This window comes from Lacticaseibacillus porcinae, from assembly GCF_003946305.1.
Lineage (GTDB): Bacteria > Bacillota > Bacilli > Lactobacillales > Lactobacillaceae > Lacticaseibacillus > Lacticaseibacillus porcinae.
Genome location: NZ_RHNS01000003.1, coordinates 164921 through 183404, shown reverse-complemented (window position 1 = coordinate 183404; position 18484 = coordinate 164921). Strand labels below are relative to the sequence as shown.

Sequence of the window (18484 nt, the reverse complement as noted above, 5' to 3'; positions counted from 1 at the left end):
GTCGGTGCAACTGACCAAAGCCCGCCACATCAATGAAAACGCGTCGTGGCGGGCTTAAGTGAGCTGTGTGAAATTTATCAAGATTTAGATGAATAATATTCACCATAAAAGAATTTATTCGATATTCGTCCCGACTCCAAGAAAAATCATCAGCCATGGGATGGCAATGATCGCAATCAAAGTGGCGAAGCCGATCATGACCAGTAAGTCACTGCGTCTGCGGGTTTGGAGAAATCGATGGGTCGCCATCACTAAAGCGAACGTCAACAAAATCACGATGATCAGCAACCAAAACATGTGCCGTACCGCCTTTTTCAACTAATTTAACATGACGTTGGCGCCTTGACGAATTTTACGCAAAAAAATATCAGATGCCTCACAGCATCTGATACGTGAAAACCATCAGTAATCCAAATCATCACTCGATAAGTTCGCGCCATTGGTGGCGATCACCCGTTGATACCAAGCAAACGATTCTTTGCGACTGCGAGCGCCGCTGCCTTTGCCTTCATCGTCGAGATCGACATAAATGAAGCCATAGCGTTTGGACATTTCACCAGTTGAAGCAGACACCAAGTCGATACAGCCCCATGGGGTGTAACCCATCACGGGGACGCCGTCTTCAAGAGCCCCTTCGATGGCTTTGACATGTTCGCGCAAGTAATCAATGCGATAGCTATCAAAGATCCGACCGTCGGCTTCGACTTTATCGCGAGCACCGAGACCATTTTCCACAACAAAGACTGGGACTTGGTAGCGATCGTAAAGTTCGTTCAACGCGATGCGCAAGCCGGTAGGGTCGATTTGCCAACCCCAGTCACTGGCTTTGAGGTAAGGGTTCTTCACGCCGCCCATTAAGTTGCCGGCGACAGTGTCCTTAGTTTCACCGGTGATTTCTGTGGCACTGGACATATAATAGGAAAAACTCAAGAAATCAACGTGATATTTTTTCAACAACGCGAGTTCTTCTGGGGTGCGGTCAAGGTCCGCTTCCGTTAACCCGAATTCACCTAAATAGCGATGGGTGTAGGCGGGATATTCGCCGCGGACTTGGACATCAGCGCAGAAGAAATTGAAATCTTGGTTATGTTGTAAGTTGGCCAGTTGGTTGACGGGATTAGCATTGTACGCATAACTGGTGGCATACAAGATCATATTCCCCATTTGAATGTCAGGGTTGACGCGGCGTGCCGTTTGCACAGCGTATGCCGAGGCAACAAATTGGTTATGCCAAGCTTGGAAAACGGCTTTTTTGGGGGTGTCGCCGACCATCCCTTGCGACAATACTGGGAAGTGCGCCGCAGAGTTGATCTCGTTAAAGGTGAGAAAGTATTTGACTTTGTTGCCCCAACGTTCGATCACCGTATCGGCGAAGCGTTTGAAGAAGGTGATCAATTGCTTGTTCTTCCAGCCGCCGAAGTTGATCGCTAAGTTCAATGGTAATTCGTAATGTGACAAGGTGATCACTGGTTCAATGTGATGTTCAAGACATGTGTTGATCACATCATCGTAAAAGGCGAGGCCATTTTCGTTAGGATTATCTTCAGTGCCTTGAGGATATAAGCGACTCCATGCAATCGAGAAGCGGTAGCATTTGAAGCCCATTTCCGCAAACAAGGCGATATCTTCTTTGTAATAATGGAAGAAGTCGATGCCTTCGTGGTTCGGATAAGTGTATTTCGATGGATCGATGGTCCAATCAAAGTTTGGGTCGGCAACAATGTTTAACCGTTGTTTACCCCCAGGCAACGCGTCGTCGATGGACGGGCCGCGTCCGCCTGCTTGCCAGCCACCTTCGAGTTGATTGGCAGCAGTGGCGCCACCCCATAAGAAATGTTTTGGAAAACTCATACAGTATACTCCTTTCAGCGTAAGCGCTACCGTTATTGTAACACACTGGACTCAACGCACATAAATGAGGAGTATAGGGCAACTCGGCGGTTAGCTTAATTGGCAATGGCAGGAAGAACTGGTTATGTTGAAAATTTTCAGCAGTTATGATATCTTGACATGGGAGGTGAACGGATTGGAAGGCAAAGATTTTCTGACAGAACCAGATATTCGACCGATGTCGGAATTGCGGCATTATCGCAAAGTATTAAAAGATGTCGTTCCAGGGCACCCAGTAATTTTAACAAAAAACGGTTATGGCAAGTATGTCATATTAGCCATTAAGGATTATCGTGAATTAATTGCGATCAAAAGGGAGTTAGAGGAAGATGACAACAATTGACACACATCGGATTGGGGAATTGCGCGATTTTCAGCAGTTACTCGCCTCTGTGACACAGGATCATCGTTTGATGCTGGACGATCACGATGTCGATGAATTCGCCGTTTTATCCCTTGACGATTTCTATCAACAAGGGCAACAACTGGTCGTTCGAGAACTGAACGAAATCGCAGCTCAGGCGCGGCATGGGGAAACAAAATCTCTCGCTGAAGTTCGTGCTGAATTGTTGGGACGCTGATGTATCGCGTCATCCTTTACCCAGAGGCGCGTGCTGATCTTTTCAAAATCGAAGCCTATCTCAAGCAAAGTTTTGGGCAACGTACCGCCCAGCAAAAGATCAAGCTGTTGCTTGATCAACTCGACAGTCTCAGCTATTTTCCTAGGTTGGGTAAAAGATTGCCTAGATTTGAAGCCGCAGAATCTGAAAATCTATTTACGCTTCAAACTGGGAAGAACACAGTCTTATATCATCTGGACGATGCGCAATCTGTGATTTCAATTTACGCGATCATCGATAATCGCACCGAATTGATCCGAGCTCAGGCAATTTTCTTTCGTGAACGAAACTAATGCGTCGTGGACCGCCTTCAAAAAATCAGGATACCCTGAACTTTTGGCCTAGACCACTATTGATTTCCGTGCTACACTGTAACTGTTGAGAAACGGCAAACTTCAATGAAGGAGATCATCTAATGAGCTACTACATCCATGCGGACAAGTTTTTCCTGAAGAACACCACTGAAAACGGTGGCTGGCTTGAAATTACTGACGACGGCAAGTTTGGGGACTACACCCCATCTTACGGCGAAAAGCCAACCGGCGAGATCAAAGACTACGGGGATCAATGGATCGCCCCAGGTTTGGTCGACACCCACATTCATGGTTCTTTAGGCCATGACGTGATGGACAACGACTGGAACGCCATTAACGACATGTCTGAAGGCTTGTTGAAAACTGGTGTCACCAGCTGGTTGCCAACTACTTTGACTGCTGATTTTGAACATCTGAATGACGTATGTAAGACTATCGGCGACCACGCTGGTGAAGAAACTGGTGCCAAGGTCCAAGGGATCTATTTCGAAGGCCCATTCTTTACTGAAGAACACAAAGGCGCCCAAAACCCGAAGTACTTCCGCGACCCATCCATCGAAGAATACGACGAATGGCAAAAGTCTGCTAAAGGCCTGTTACAAAAAATGGCTTTAGCCCCAGAACGTGACGGTGCGGTTGAATTTACGAAGCACATGGCCCAAGATGGCAAAGCGGTTGCTTTAGGTCATTCTTCTGCGACATTTGAACAAGCCAAGGCCTGTGTTGAAGCCGGCGCGACTGTATTTTGCCATACCTTCAACGGGATGTCTGGCTTGACTCACCGCGAACCTGGGATGGTCGGCGCCGCGATGTTTATGAACATTGTTGACGACGAATTGATCTGCGATGGCCACCATGTGCGTCCAGAAGTTGCTTCATCTTTGATTCGTGAAAAGACCCCTGAACACATCGCCTTGATCACTGACTGCATGTCTGCAGGTTTGATGCCAGAAGGCGACTACATGTTAGGTGAATTCCCAGTTATCGTTAAAGACGGGACTGCTCGTTTGAAGAACGGCGGCAACTTGGCCGGTTCGATTTTGAAGTTGAACGATGCCATCAAGAATGTCGTTGACTGGAACGGCAACACCCCTGAAGAAGCCATCATGATGGGTTCTTATGTGCCTGCTAAGTCTTCTAAGATCGACGATAAGTGCGGTTCGATCTTACCAGGCCGCGACGCTGACTTCTTAGTATTGAACAAGGACATGTCCTTGTCTGAAACTTACTTGGATGGCGTTTCCCGCTACCAAGCGTAATTTAAATCTTTAATTGAAATCACCAAGCCGCGTGCTTGGTGATTTTTTTAATGGCGTGGGGGATTTGAAATGGGGACTCCAGCTGGCTCGCCGCTACATAGTGAGGGTCCTCGGAAAAGCTAACTTGATCCGTCGCTACGCTCCGTTCCAAGTGGATCTTTTCCTGCGGCTTCTCGTAAGCGGTAAACCGCTAACGAGAATCTCACCATGTAGCGGCGGCCAGCTTCCGTCCCCATTTCAAATCACGGATGTGGCGTCAGGTAACTGCGAGAAATAGGTGATGTTGACGTGAACGTTGAAATTTCGAATCACAACAATGTCCGCATGGTCAACTTGTTTCAATTGAATGCCACGTCATTGAATTTTTTGGACTTTAGGCCGATTAAATCAAGGAACGAATTTGATAGGATGGTGTCATCATCTTTTCTTTGGAGGTTGTGTGATGCCTACTGCTACTTTTTATCGGCTGCCCACGCCGAAACGGGCGCGAATCGTTCAAGCAGCGTATACCGAATTTGCTCGAGCACCGTTTCATGATGCCAGTGTGTCCAACATTATTCGCGGGGCCCAAGTTGCGCATGGGAGTTTCTATCAGTATTTTCAAGATAAAGCAGACATCTTCGATTATTTGTTGAGCTTACAACAAAATCACAACATTGCGTGGATGCGCGAGGTGTTAGCGCAAGAGCACAATGACTTTTTTGCGGCGATCGCCATCGTCTTTGATCGTTTGATCGACATGTTGGTCAGTGGGCCTTATGCGCCGTTTTATGCAAATGTTTTCGACTATCTCAAAGATCAAGGGCCTGAATACTTCACGCCGCAACCCCAAACTGGCGCGGCGTTATATTTACAGGACCATCTCGATCGCAGCCAATTGAACGAGCAAAGCGATGAAGCAGTCGAGTTGTTGATTTGGTCAGTGGTGGGGATGTTTGTTCAAACCATGACCACTTATTATCAACACCCGGAAAAACTGGGTTCAGTTAATGCCCTTAAACAATCTGTGGCGCAACAATTGCAGTGGTTGGCTGCTGGTTGTTTGAAAAACGGTAAATAATCTTGAAATCGAGACTTAAGTTGCGGCTTAAGTTTTTTTCATGGGCGAGCAAAAATGAGTTCACCACGATACATTCCGAACGAAAAGGTATAGGATTTCTGATTTTCAGAATATAGCCGAACAATGACAACTGTAGTTTGAAAAAGTGTTCAGATTACAGTCGTCAACATCTACTGGGTCGCGACGCGGTCACCACCATTCAAAAATAGTGAACAAATTCTGGGTAAACTAAGTGCAAGCGATTTCTTGTCATCGCAAAAGCCTAGTCTTTTGCACTTCTTGCATTTCTGTAATCGTAAATTGGTACCCGAAATTAGGTACCAATCCAAATCTGTATAAGGATTCTTATAAAAGATGAACGCCATAAAACATTCATGTGGCTTATATTTTTATTATGAAAACGTGCGGAAACTGCGGGTGGGGGCGCGCAGCCGCTTTAAGGAGAATGGGTATGACAAAACGAATCGATATGGTGGGCCAACGTTTTGGTCGGTTAGTGGTCACTGCTTATGCTGGTCGGGATAATCATAATGGCAACGCCTTGTGGCAATGCTCCTGCGATTGTGGGAACACTGTGGTGACTGATGGCTATCGCTTACGTCACGGTAGCACCAGCTCATGTGGCTGCTGGCGGCGTGAAGTCAGCATCGTCAACGCTCATAAAAATCCTGCGTTTGTTGCCCATATCGGCTCTCGTGCAGGCTTTGGGATCCATGATGGGGTGAACTTACAAGCCTCATTGATCCCACGTCGGAACAATCGCTCTGGCGTGCCTGGTGTCTCCTTTGATAAAACCTCTGCTCATTGGGTCGCACGTTTGATGTTACGCGGACATTATGTTCTCAATCAAATGTTTGTTAACTATAGTGATGCCGTGGCAGCGCGTCGCGAAGCAGAAGAGCGTTTCTTGACGCCGGAAGTTCAACGTCAACTCGATGCCGCCCCAGATTCTCGTAGCTTACAGCGGGTATTGGCAGTTGTTGCCGCCCGCAAGCACTAATGCGCCGGTGGTGGCTCTGGGGGCGTAAGCCGCAACCACGGCTGACCCCAGAGGTGATCTCCGCAACGATCGCAAAACCAACGCGTAGTGTGATCGTCCACTTCGGCGAAGCAAAGCAACCAGAACGTTTTTACTGGCAGTTGCGTCGGCATGACCATGTCAAAGACTTAGCGATCCGCGCTTTGCGGTTGACTGACCGCAATCAAGCGTTGCCGCTGACGGCGACTGCGGTAGAAGAATTTCTTACCGCGGTCGATGGCCAAAACCTCGAGCCTTTGTATTTATTACAAGTGCCGACGTTAGACATTGACCGCGGGGTGTTGGCGCAACTAGCTGGTTGCACTGCGATCCCACAACAAAATGTGGTGAACTTGGTAATGCCTGCCCAAGTGATGTTTGACTTTTTAGCCAATGGCGCTAGCGACGATTACCAAATGCCAGTGAGTGTGGCGGAATTGCTTGATGGCTGGCCGATGAAGGAAAGTCAAACCCTTGAGGCATTCTTGCAACAAGCACCAGAAACAGAACCTAAACACTTGACGCCATTGCCTGATGCAGTGCAGATCACGCTTGGTGATTGGCAACAAGCAGACCAACAAATCACAGAATTGTTCGATGCGCCGCTGAAACAGGCGGCAACCACAGCAGCAGGAACATTCGTTTTCACGGATGTCGACTAAAAAAGGAGGTGGCACTTTGATCGATTATGCCCAAATATTTCTAGAACGTGCTGACTGGTTGAAGTACCAACTCTATACCGTGTTGTCGCGGCCTTACGTTAAAGATGTCACCATCACCGATTTAGCGGTGATGTTAAATAGTAAATATCAACCAACTTATAACGTCTTTCAAGAATTGCTGGATGATCTCGTTGATTTATCCGGCGTCTCTCGGGAAAATGTTCGCACGGCGATGTTAGCAGGCGTCGACTTACCATTAAGTTTAGATGCTTATCGCGCGTACTTGGTTCAAAATTCCTTGGTTTATCGCATCGTCGATTATGTGATCAAATCACCAAGTCCAAGTCCTTCGCAATTCTGCGATCAAGAATTCGTCAGTCGCTCAACAATTTCCCGGAAGCTCAAACCATTAAATGATCTGCTTAAGCAATTCGGGTTGAAGTTAAAGCTTGCCAAGTTTGCCTTTGACGGCGATGAGATCAACATTCGCTACTTCTTGTTCACCATGTATTGGTGGGCGTACCGCGGAACTCAATGGCCATTTGCCACTGTTGATCGCGAGCAGCTGGAAGATGAATTTGCGGCGATCACAATCGTCGCTGATCGGCCGTTGACCCATCTACAACAACTGTATTTCTTGGCTATCAGCCACTTGCGGGTCGGCAAACAAGCGCGGATCCGTCCGACTGAAAGCTTGCGTGCTTTTGACAGCAAAGTGAAGCAACATAATTTGCGAGCTGGGTGTGTACGGCCACCGTTTATGCCGGTGGATGTCGCAGCGTTCAACTTCTTCCAAATCAGCCAGTCACGGTTTGACATGCAAACCCGTGTCCCAGAAGCTGCGGCAGTTGAGTTGGCACTGTTGACCGACGATGCCTCATCGATCGTGATCGATACTTTAGTCGCTGCAGTTTATCGAAAAGAATGTGGTGATTTAAGCGATGATCTGTACTTAAACTTGTTGCGGGTGATCAGCGGGTTCTTGATCGCTGAAGGGCCGACGCCACAAGCCCATGATTATGTTGGCGGGCCAGTGATCCCAGTGTCTGCAGAGCTTCAACAATTGCTCAGCCAAGTGGTCGCAAGCCTGCCTAAGACTTCAGAATTTGAAGCGTTTCGGAAGTTTGAACCGCGATTTATCAGCACCATGGGACCATTGATTGCCCCATATTTAGACAGTGTCATGCATCATCGTCGCTTGCACGTGCGGTTGTCTGTTGATCCAAGAAGCGAAGGTTATCAAGAATTAACTGGCTTTATCAACTGTGTGCCTTGGGTGGCTGGGGTCAGCGATTCTAAATGTGACTTAGTGATCGGCAATGCCGATAGCTTGCAAGAAGAACAGCCGGATTTCACTTGGTATCCCAATGCTTTGGACCTCTCACCATATCGTGAAAGCTTGATCCAAACCTTAGTGGAAAAGCAAAACAGTTTGAATGATGTGGGATGATAAAAAGGAGACGTATGCAGTCTCCTTTTTATATGGGCTCATTTTCAGATTGTAGGGACAAATTCGCATTGAATTCTAATTTATCTTTTATGGAATGATTCGCTTGCAATGTATCAACATCTGTACATGAAAAACGTGTGTTAACCGCAAACATGCCGATTGACCCCGTAAAACGCTGAATTGTATGCACAAATCAGGAGTTAAAGAACTATACTTTCCAAATCATCAAAAGGATTTTATTAAATCATGAATTATTTGTGACGAAATTGTGGATATACTAAAAGCATAAATTAAATATTTAAAACTTGTTCGAAACTTGAACAAGGGTTGGGCTTCTCAACATACACACAATGGAGGAATATATCATGACTAACAAAACTAAATTATCCGCAGCAGCTTTATTCTCTGCTTTAGTATTAGGCGGTAGCTTTGTAGGTAGCACTGTTTTTGCCGGTACTGTGGATCCAACTGGTACAGAACAAACTGGCGACACTTCTGGTGCTACTGATTCTACTGGCACGACTGATACTGGTGCTACAACTGGCACGACTACCACTGCTAAAGCTGCTCATCAAGGCGTTAACAGTACAGATGGCAAAGTAACTGAACAAGGTAATGCATATGTTGAAATCACAACTAGCAAGGATGGTAACCCAGTTGTCACACCTGGCGATCCTGACACTCCGGTTAAACCAATCGATGAAGGTAACAACCCTAATATTACCAATGAAACTGGGACGTTGACTTTGGATGCCATTCCTAACACTTTGAACTTTGGTGTTAACGCATCGACTGGTACTGCACAAACAATTCAACTCCTTTCTGGCGATCAAAGTTATAAGGATGCACAAAACGATACCCGTACGGATGCCACATTTAACGGTAGCACGACAAAGACCACTGACTTCGGGACTTCTACGACCACTGATGATAAAGGCGTCACAAATACTGAACAGTTCCAGGGCAAAATCTTCGCTCAAGAAACTAACGTGACTGCAGATCCAAACGTTGCATGGACTTTGAATGCAAAGCTGAGTCATTTCACCACTAAAGACAATGAGGAAGGCTTGACTGGGGCCAAGATTATCTTAGCAAATGGTGTTTCAGCATTTGTAAATGGTAAGACATGGGCAGAATCAAGTGAAAAAATCGTCCAAGACGAAAACAAGCAGGTTATCTTGGATTCCACTAACGACGCAGGCACCAACATCATTGTAGGCGCAAAGCAAAAGGGTGTTACTCAACAACAATGGGCAACTAAAGATGTTACCTTGAGCATTCCAAATGCTGCAACGGTTGGTCAATACAAGGCAACTATCGACTGGACACTTTCTGCAGTACCTACTACTTCATTAGATGCAGCAGTTACTCCTGGTGCCTAACTCAAAGTCGTTGTAAGCTGTAGATACCAACTAGTCTTGGGGAGAACCACAAGTGGACTAACTTGGTAGAAAGTGTGAGGGATATGCGAAAAATCAAACTTTGGTGGCTTCCAGTACTACTTGCAATATTTGGAGTAGTCATTGGGACAAGTCACAGTGTCAATGCGGCTTCGAGCAAAAGTTATGAAGAAGTGCCATTGTCAGTGATCCCAGTTAAAAATCCGTATCAGGTGAATGCCAATACTGCTTTTTATGACTTGGAGATCCAACCAGGCAAATCAACAGAACTACAGATGAAGCTGGCGAATAAGGGTACAAAGGCGATCGTTGTGGATATGCAAGCTATCACTAGTACAACTAGTACTGGCTCACAAATCTCATACGCTAATACCACACAACCAAAGGATTCATCTTTAGCTCATCCACTATCGAGTTTGATCAAGATCCCTGACGCATATCATAAACTCACAATTCCTGGTCAATCAACTGCTTTGTTTCATATGCCGATAACGATGCCTACACAGAAATTCAGAGGAATCATCTTAGGGGCGATTCGTGTCAGCCCAGTAGTTAAGAAGTCAACTCAAGCTGGGATTGGCAATACGTATGGGTACGCTGTAGCTGTACGGCTTTCTAACGGGCTTAGCGAACAGCCTGACTTGCGATTAAAACAAGTTGGTGTGGTCAATGATTTTACTGGCACTGCAGTCACGGCAACATTGCAAAACTACAAGGCATCGATGTTGCGGAACGGGAAACTCAGTACGCGTGTGACGAAGCAAGGACAAAATCGGACCTTGAAGGCTTTGACAGTGAATGCCGCTTCGGCAGCTCCTAACTCCACATGGACAGTGAAGACCCCTTGGGATGGTGCGGTCGCTCCTGGTGATTACACCATGCATGTGAAATACACGACTACAGATCCGCAGTTCTCAGGGACTAAAGTCTGGAATTTCAGTCGGAATTTCCATATTTCGACAGTTGATGCCGCACGCTACAACTTATCTCAATTGAATATCCCATGGTGGGTATACCTCATCTTGGCGATTATCTTGTTACTGTTGATCATCGTGATCGTGCTCTTAGTTAAAAGGCGAAAGGAGGCAAACCACCGTGAAAAAGAATAACTTCTCGAAGCGATTCTTGTTGATTTTCGCCATCTTGTTCGGCATTGCGAGCGTTGGGAGTACAGTTGTAGCTGCAGATTCTAATGAAACTGGGTCAGCAGTCGTCAGCTTTACCCATCAAACTTTAAATCCCAATAATCCGCGTTTACCACTGTCGGATACAAGCGGCGAGGTGGCGAATGATGCCAAGCCTTCAACAGGTCAAAAAACCGTTGTCGTTGATACGACACCTGAAAAGACGAAGGTGACCGCAACGTCGTCTTCGACCAAGCGGACGTCGCTTCCAGCGACCAGCGGACGCACAAGCTTACCACAAACAGGGACTGAAACAATGCCGATCGTGCTAGTCATGATCAGTATCGCGATGGGTCTGATGATGGGGTGGCAAGTGTTGAAGAACGGGCGTAACTTAGCCAAATAACAAGAAGTGAGCGTTGGAGCCGATCGTGGTATTCAGCGCTCATTTTTTCAATTATCACCCGAATAGTAGAATCAACCTTGCCGGATAAAGGGGAAACCAGCATGCGTGTTTGGAAACGAATTAATTTAATTTTAGCAGGGATCGTCTTAATGCTCAGCCTGATTGCTTTAGCGAAGCTTGGTTACGGCTGGTATGCCCAAAAGCAAGTCACCCCGCAAAAAGTGGTCGTCGGTGTGCCCAAAGTCGCCCAAAAAACTAGTAGCTCAACGTTGCGGCTGTCTGACTTTCAGTTTGAATATGCCGTCGACTTCTTGAAGCGACCAACGCTCGTGGTGAAGTATCGCTTGAAAAACACCGGTGGTGAATCAGCGTGGCCACAATATGTCTTAGACTCAAATGTGGTGTTTGCCCAGCAAACGAACGCTGGGACCACCAGTGTCTTAGCTAAGACTGATGTGGCTAGCGGACAACTGAGCTTTTTGATGCAGAACTATCAAGAAAATGCCGATATTTTGTTGAAGGCAAAAGAATCCGTCACCATCGTCAGCACTTACCGCTTAGAAAGTCGGAATCGCCCGGTTTCCATGATGGTGGGCAAAGATCAACGTAAAACCATTAAGCCATGGACATTAAAGCAGGTGAAAGCAGATGAGTAAACGTTGGCAACAAGCATTGATCTCAACCGTTTTAGTCGCGGTGTTGGTGGTATTAGGGTTGTATCTTGCCCAAGATGCGATGTCCGCATGGGTCGTGCGGCATAATACGGTGACGGTGACGAAAACCACGGTCAAATCTGCGATCCACAAGCAAAAGCCGACCTATAATTTCGATCAAGTCAAGCCGTTGTCATTGGCAAGCTTGAGTCAAGCAGCGGTGAATAAACATCAAGTCGCAGCCGTCGGTAAAATGGTGATCCCAGAACTGGATTTGAATTTACCGATCGTCTTAGGCGTGGGGAACCCACAACTTGCCTTTGCAGCAGGCACACTTAATCCAGGGCAAACAATGGGTAAAGGTAACTATGCGCTGGCAGGCCATCACATGGCAAACGACGAGAAAGTCTTATTCGGCCCATTGGTGAAGTCGCAAGTTGGCATGCAAGTGTATATTTCTGACATGTCGAAAGTGTATGTGTATCAAATTTACGAACGCCACTACATCAAAGCCACCGCGGTGTCGATCCTCAACGCGACGGAAAACCCTGAGTTGACGCTTGTGACTTGTGATGACGATGGGACTGGGCGTTTGGCGGTGCAAGCGCGATTGACCGCGACGGCCAAACTTTCTGAAGTGCCCAAGTCGCTGCAAGCGTTGATCGAGAAAAATGTGTGAGCTTTACCGCCAGACATATTTTTACTTTAGTTGATGCTAAATTGTAGACAATTACTCGAAAATGCAAGTTTTGACACCAGAAAAATAAATTATTTTTATAAAGGTTGCACGGTAATTGTGACGTTTTTTTGTAGAATTAAAGATGAATATATGTCGGGCAATTGGGAGGATGATTACGATGAAAGAACATAAATCACATATGAGTATGGTGGCTCGATTCGCCTACATCTTCGCGACAATTGTGACGATTTTTGCGCAAATGGGGCTGGCGCCACTGATCGGGACACAGGCGGTGACGAACTCTGTAACTGTAGATAAGACGGAGTATCATGCTGGCGATACGGTGACTCTTTCCGTCACCGGGACGAATGACGATAATTTTTATTTGACTTACGATACTAGTGTATTAAACTTTGTCGGTAAAGTTTCGACTTATGGTGGCACTGTTACCGACAAAGCCGACAATTCACGTACTGCCGGCCATATCAAGATTGACCCGTGGAATGCTTCCCCGTATTGGCCAGCAAAGCTGACGTTTACAGTAAAAGCAGGAATTACTAACGCAACCGCAAATATATCCCAAACGGATTTATATTTCCGTAATCCCTCGAATTCAGCTGTTGTCAAAGTTGTCCCTAAACCTGTGACCACTCCAGTTCCTGGTGGCTTGCAAATAACCTCCTTGGACAACAAGACGACATTTAACATTAACGACCAAGTCAACTTGCAATTACGCGATGACTTATCGAAGAAACCCGCTACCTCAACGCAGCAAGAAGTTGGTATCGGATCGCACATGTCTAAGTATCTGGTTTTTGATTCTGGAGCCACTGCTACGTTATTAAAAAGCCGTGGGTACGACGTACAAAGCGGTTCGGCAACTGATGCGAATGGCCAACAGTATGTCCCCGGTGGTACGAGTGGTACTGTTAAGATTTACTCATACGTCAAGACTGATAAAAGCGCCAACGACTTCCAAATTTGGGAATATCCTAGTGGTGAAATTCATTTTGTCTGGAGTAACGGCGTCACAACGACACAGACTGGGATGGTTGCCATGAGTGCTGAAAGTTCGACGGCGCTCTTGCCTGGTGGCGTGGCGACATTAACGCCGACCTATTTGTCGTCAACGGATAGCTCTCTTGGGACAACCGATGGGAGTGGCCTTAATATCACAATTAATCCGGATCCTACCGTGGATGCTACGCAGTTATCAATGGCCCCTGAATATGCAGCACCATTCGATACTGGTGCTGCAATGCCTCCATACTTATCAGATTTTCCATTCTTTTATATGGAGGAACAAGATCCAGAAACTAAGAAAGATGTATACTCATTCGTTGCTTATACGAATTACTCCACCGCGGATGGCGGTGCCGATGTTAGTGGTAATGACATGTTAACGCTACGTAAAGGGGTTGTTGCGAAACTTCCATTTTCAGATTTTAAAGTGACTGCAGCCTCTTCTAACTCAAGCCGGCTCAGTGCATTTGAAAACTTCCATGAAATCGCTGCTGATGGCTCCATTGTACCTGGTACGCAACAACAATTGTCACCTGGTGTGACTTACACATTGCATCAATATAACCCGCTGTCTACTACTGATCCAACGCGCTACAAGCGAATTGACACTACTTGGGCAAGTAAAGATTGGTATATGCCTGATGGGATTCCAACTTTCTCAGTTAGCGCCGATGGTAAGATCACTTTGCACGATACAGACAAGGCCGCAGGAAAGTCAATTCCGAACACTTGGAGTGTTAACACTCAGGACATTGACACTGGGAGCGGTATTATAAAAGCTGGCACTCAAATTATCAACAAGTTTTACCATGTTAAGAAAGTTCGAGTTGTCGACCAGTTCAACAAACCAGTTAATGGCGTGACGTTAACCATGAAGAATAGTCTTCAAGACACTTCGATGACTGGTAAAACTGATGACGTCACTGGCGCTCCTGGCGATTTATTCCCAAGTGATTTTAAGTCGACTGAGAACGGACCTTTCTACTGGGCAAATGGTGATGAATCGTTTGTTGGGTTGGAGGATCTTCCTTCGGGCTATTCTCTCGAAGGCTTGGATTTTTCCGGACTTTCCTTGGATCCATCAACTGACTACTTGAAGCTAGATAAAACAAGCACGACCTATGATGGTCACGATGCAGCTACAATCACAAATTCAGACGATACAAATTTCAAAACCAATCAAGTCTTAACGTTGCGGGTTCACAAATTCGTGGATGCTGATAAAAATGTCATCATCAAAAAAGTCGATCAATCCGATCCTACGAAGGTATTGAGCGGCGCACAATTCAAGATTGAAGAACTGAATAATACCTCTGATCCACTTAATACCGCGCCAGAGTCAACTGATGCTAATGGTTTGTTGACTAAAACAGTTGAGCAGGATAGTCGTACGCAAGACCGTCTTTTCCATATCACCGAAACCCAAGCACCTACTTCCGATAAATATTTGATCGGTAATAGCAATGGGTACTATGCAAAATGGAAGAAGGGTACAGGGTTTACGGCTGTCGGCATGACCCAAGATACCGTGACTGGCACCACTAGCTCAGACAAGTTAGCAAAAGTTGAAAATGGTCAGCTCGTCATTGCCGATCCAGTGACGCAAACTCCTGGTGGCGGCGATTCCGGCATGAAGATCCAATATGTTGACTCAGCACGATTCAATGATTCAACGAACACAGCTGGGACCACTATCAGTGGTGCTAAGTTGCCAGTGTTGAATCCTAAGACGGTCTATACCGGAACGGGGACTGACACTACCCAATTTAAGGGTTTAGGTGGTATCATCTACACCCCAGGAACCACGACTTCGTTCCCAAAGACTGCAGAAACAATGACAGGCAGTACCCAAACTTCTGATAAAGATGGGTATGGGATCATTCAAAGCCTTTGGAGTACGGATGGGCTAGTTTCTAACTGGAAAGATCTTTTTCCAAGCAACAGCATTGCATATGTCTTGCGCAATGCGATTGCTACGAACACGATTCCAACTTCGCCAGCAATCAAGTATCAATTGCTCGCAGATACTGATCAACAGAAGCAAGCTACTGCGACACCAGCTAGTGGTTACTATAACTTAGGGAGTACGTTAGTCATTAGCGGTAATGGCACTGTTGTAAAGGTCCAGAATGCAGCAACAGGCGCTAAGTACAGCAGTAAATACCGTGATAATCCTGTTCAGAAGGACAACACAGGCAATACTGCAAAAATTCAGCTGTATAAGGTAAAACATGTATATGTTGAAGATACTGCCGGAAAGCCTGTGAATAATGTGTCAGTTAATTTTGCCAGCAAAGATGGTATGACCGGCATGACAGCTACCACCGGCAAAGATGGGACAGGTAGCTTAGCGCCAACTGATGGCACATTCATCTTTCCAAATGACGCGCAGCTGTTACAGTCCGTTAAGCAAGGTGATACAGCGATGGTCGGCGCGGATGGTTCTGCGCTTACCAGCACAAATGGCTTTTCGTTTTCAATTGCCGATGGGCAGGCATCAACTGATAAGATCAGTGCGGCGACTACCGGGAAGAATGTTTCCATTAGTCCGGATGGTCAAACCGTGAACATCACGGTTCAAGCCCCTACGACAATCACAATCCACAAGCAAAGCAAAGACAACGCTGCAACATCACTGGCTGGCGCGACATTCAAAGTATGGGCTGATGGCGATGAAGCTAATGCGGTAAACGAATCAACTGCAACTAATAGCGATGGGAACACCACCGTCACATTGCCGAAGCCTGCGACCAACAACCACTATTATATTAAAGAAGTGAAAGCGCCAAGCACCCCAACACAGTATGCTTTAGATCCAAATAAGTACGGGTTTACTTGGACTGCTCAGGGTCAGGTCACTGCTGTCGACGATACCACTACTCCAATTTCAAAAGGAACAAACGGCGCTTTGAACTTTGCTGATGCCGTTGCGAATAACCCGATTACAATTAAGAAGGTCAACACTAGCAACACAGCATTATCAGGTGCTCAGTTTACTTTGACTGAATCTAACACGTCTGGGACACCTTTAAACAGTGCTCCAATGTTTACACAAACGACTGGCAGTGATGGATTGGCTACATTTGAACAATCAACCACTAGCGCTGACCAACACTTCTACCTCTTGCATGAAACAGTCGCACCAGCGCAATATGCAAGGGGTGACGACGCGGTTATCGGCTACAAAGATGGCAAAGTGAACGTTGTTTTGCCTGGCCCAAAAGCAACTACACTTCCTTTAACAATGCAGGCGGATGGTTCGCTGACTTACACGGATCAATTGGCACCAATGCCAGATCGCACCATTCAAGTTCGCAAAGTAGTCAAGGATGGCACAACGCCAACCTTAAGTGTCGTCAACAAACCAATGCAAGCGACATTGACTTCAGTGAATGACTCAACCAAGAAGTATACATTGAATGTGGATGCTTCCACTGGCAATGCAACAATCAGTGAGTCAAACGTATCCGGGAATACCTGGTCTGGATTAGCGAAGGCGATGGGCTATAGCGGGGTCCCAGATCCAAGCACGCCGGCTGATACCTTCTGGTTGACACTTGATCCAATGGATGCTAAGTACTCTGTTCCAGTTAGAAGAAAAGTTTCCTTGAGTTGGGATCGTAAGAACGGCGGGTTTACTCTTTCGACTCCACAAGCTGACGATGGCATGGTTGATGATGCTTCAACGGATGGATCAGTAGGTACAGGTAACTTAAGAATGTTGCTGCGGCGTGATACCTTGATTGCGCGAGCCAATGCTTCGACGACTGGGGAAACAACGCTACCACTGCTTCCAAATGCTCAGTTCACGCTGACATATTGGGTGAATGGTAGTGTGGCGGCAACTCAATATATCAAAACCAATGATCAGGGTGTTGCAGTCTTGCAGGCACCAATAACCATGGAAGATGGTAGTCAATTCCCAATCAACCAAGATGTGGATGTGCAAATCACGCAAACCGATGGGACTCATGTTGATGGTTATCAGGATTTCACGGCGACCGGTTATCTTGTTTACAACAGTTCATTAGGGTATACGGTTCCCGCGACTGATCCGGTAACAAACAAGACGACTCCGCCTGAAACCAACGTTGATCCGCAGTTTGATCCAGATACTGGACTCCCTAACACATCCGGGAACGGTGGATTGAGTTATACACAGGATTCAAGTAAAGTCGTAGGCGTCCAATATGGATACGGTGGCACACAACTGATTGTGCCATTCACCCAAGAATCTTCTGTCACCTTGACGGCAGCGCCGCAAGTCATGAACTTCGGGAAAGCCAGTCGTTCAGCATCTGATCAATCATTAAGCTTGGTTTCCACTGGTGATACGTCGCCTAATTGGGCAGACTTTGATACCACCAAGTTGAACTCTGATGCGCAAACTGATGGCACGATCACTGATGATTCATCTGTGGATACCACAGGAGCTCATTACTTGAAGGCTTCTGTCCTTCAAAAAGGTGACTACGAAAGTGGTTGGCAGCTGAAGATGGCAATGTCTGCGTTGACCAGTCAAAATGATCCGGAAGACACCATCCCCGAAAGCTACGTCTCAATGGCGGCTCCAACAGTTTATCGCACCACTGATTCAGCGGATACGAATTCACCGACTACTGACCTACACATGGGCATGGCTGCGAATACAGTTTACATGACTGGGTCGGCACCAGCGGATGGCGAGATCCCAGATCTCACACAGAACGCTTCGGCTAAAGACCTAGTGAACTCTGGTACTGGCACTAGTGCCCCAGGGACCTACGATATTCGTTGGTTGACCTCTGGCATCAAGATGCACTTGCCAAAGTTGTCAGGAACCTTAAACACCAGTTACCACTCCACGATTTCGTGGGATCTGGTGGTTGCCCAATAGGGAATCGAAAGCACCACGTCGACCAACAAGTCGATGTGGTGCTTTTTTGA

The 18484-nt window shown here is 46.5% G+C and carries 16 protein-coding genes; 14 read left to right on the top strand and 2 right to left on the bottom strand.

Annotation, left to right across the window (positions count from 1 at the left end; genetic code table 11):
• Window positions 1-114: 114 nt before the first annotated feature.
• Both EKM92_RS04595 and EKM92_RS04590 read right to left on the bottom strand, forming a co-directional pair.
• Complete coding sequence (locus EKM92_RS04595) at window positions 115-297, bottom strand: hypothetical protein (RefSeq protein ID WP_125708345.1); 183 nt, start codon at window positions 295-297, stop codon at window positions 115-117.
• A gap of 105 nt (window positions 298-402) precedes the next feature.
• Window positions 403-1851: a glycoside hydrolase family 1 protein gene (locus EKM92_RS04590; protein ID WP_125708344.1), complete on the bottom strand. Its 1449-nt coding sequence runs from the start codon at window positions 1849-1851 to the stop codon at window positions 403-405.
• A gap of 124 nt (window positions 1852-1975) precedes the next feature.
• On the opposite strand from EKM92_RS04590, the gene EKM92_RS04585 reads away from it, so the two are divergent.
• From EKM92_RS04585 to EKM92_RS04520, 14 genes are all read left to right on the top strand, one after another.
• Window positions 1976-2233, top strand: a complete 258-nt coding sequence (locus EKM92_RS04585; protein WP_125708342.1) for a type II toxin-antitoxin system Phd/YefM family antitoxin — start codon at window positions 1976-1978, stop codon at window positions 2231-2233.
• Entirely contained in the window at window positions 2220-2471 is a 252-nt protein-coding gene (locus EKM92_RS04580) for a hypothetical protein (protein WP_125708340.1), read from the top strand. The genes EKM92_RS04585 and EKM92_RS04580 overlap by 14 nt, the downstream gene beginning before the upstream one ends.
• Complete coding sequence (locus EKM92_RS04575) at window positions 2471-2803, top strand: type II toxin-antitoxin system RelE/ParE family toxin (protein WP_125708338.1); 333 nt, start codon at window positions 2471-2473, stop codon at window positions 2801-2803. The genes EKM92_RS04580 and EKM92_RS04575 overlap by 1 nt, the downstream gene beginning before the upstream one ends.
• Window positions 2804-2925: 122 nt before the next feature.
• Window positions 2926-4083, top strand: coding sequence for an N-acetylglucosamine-6-phosphate deacetylase (nagA, locus tag EKM92_RS04570; RefSeq protein ID WP_125708336.1), 1158 nt, complete (start codon window positions 2926-2928; stop codon window positions 4081-4083).
• Window positions 4084-4525: 442 nt separating this feature from the next.
• Window positions 4526-5143 (top strand): TetR/AcrR family transcriptional regulator, encoded by a 618-nt coding sequence (locus EKM92_RS04565; protein ID WP_125708334.1) that lies wholly within the window; start codon window positions 4526-4528, stop codon window positions 5141-5143.
• Window positions 5144-5594: 451 nt separating this feature from the next.
• Complete coding sequence (locus tag EKM92_RS04560; RefSeq protein WP_125708332.1) at window positions 5595-6143, top strand: alcohol dehydrogenase; 549 nt, start codon at window positions 5595-5597, stop codon at window positions 6141-6143.
• The gene (locus EKM92_RS04555) at window positions 6143-6823 is read left to right on the top strand and encodes a hypothetical protein (protein ID WP_125708330.1); all 681 of its coding nucleotides are present in this window, start codon (window positions 6143-6145) and stop codon (window positions 6821-6823) included. Before EKM92_RS04560 ends, EKM92_RS04555 begins: the two co-directional genes overlap by 1 nt.
• Before the next feature lie 16 nt (window positions 6824-6839).
• Window positions 6840-8273 (top strand): helix-turn-helix domain-containing protein, encoded by a 1434-nt coding sequence (locus EKM92_RS04550; protein WP_164509898.1) that lies wholly within the window; start codon window positions 6840-6842, stop codon window positions 8271-8273.
• A 365-nt stretch (window positions 8274-8638) separates the two neighbouring features.
• Complete coding sequence (locus tag EKM92_RS04545; RefSeq protein WP_125708327.1) at window positions 8639-9655, top strand: WxL domain-containing protein; 1017 nt, start codon at window positions 8639-8641, stop codon at window positions 9653-9655.
• Window positions 9656-9738: 83 nt separating this feature from the next.
• On the top strand, window positions 9739-10782 hold the full coding sequence (locus EKM92_RS04540; RefSeq protein ID WP_125708325.1) for a WxLIP family cell surface protein: 1044 nt from the start codon (window positions 9739-9741) through the stop codon (window positions 10780-10782).
• Window positions 10769-11203, top strand: a complete 435-nt coding sequence (locus EKM92_RS04535; RefSeq protein WP_125708323.1) for a hypothetical protein — start codon at window positions 10769-10771, stop codon at window positions 11201-11203. The genes EKM92_RS04540 and EKM92_RS04535 overlap by 14 nt, the downstream gene beginning before the upstream one ends.
• Before the next feature lie 101 nt (window positions 11204-11304).
• On the top strand, window positions 11305-11859 hold the full coding sequence (locus EKM92_RS04530; protein WP_125708320.1) for a hypothetical protein: 555 nt from the start codon (window positions 11305-11307) through the stop codon (window positions 11857-11859).
• The gene (locus tag EKM92_RS04525) at window positions 11852-12535 is read left to right on the top strand and encodes a class A sortase (RefSeq protein ID WP_125708318.1); all 684 of its coding nucleotides are present in this window, start codon (window positions 11852-11854) and stop codon (window positions 12533-12535) included. Before EKM92_RS04530 ends, EKM92_RS04525 begins: the two co-directional genes overlap by 8 nt.
• Window positions 12536-12713: 178 nt before the next feature.
• The gene (locus tag EKM92_RS04520; protein WP_125708316.1) at window positions 12714-18434 is read left to right on the top strand and encodes a SpaA isopeptide-forming pilin-related protein; all 5721 of its coding nucleotides are present in this window, start codon (window positions 12714-12716) and stop codon (window positions 18432-18434) included.
• Window positions 18435-18484: the final 50 nt, after the last annotated feature.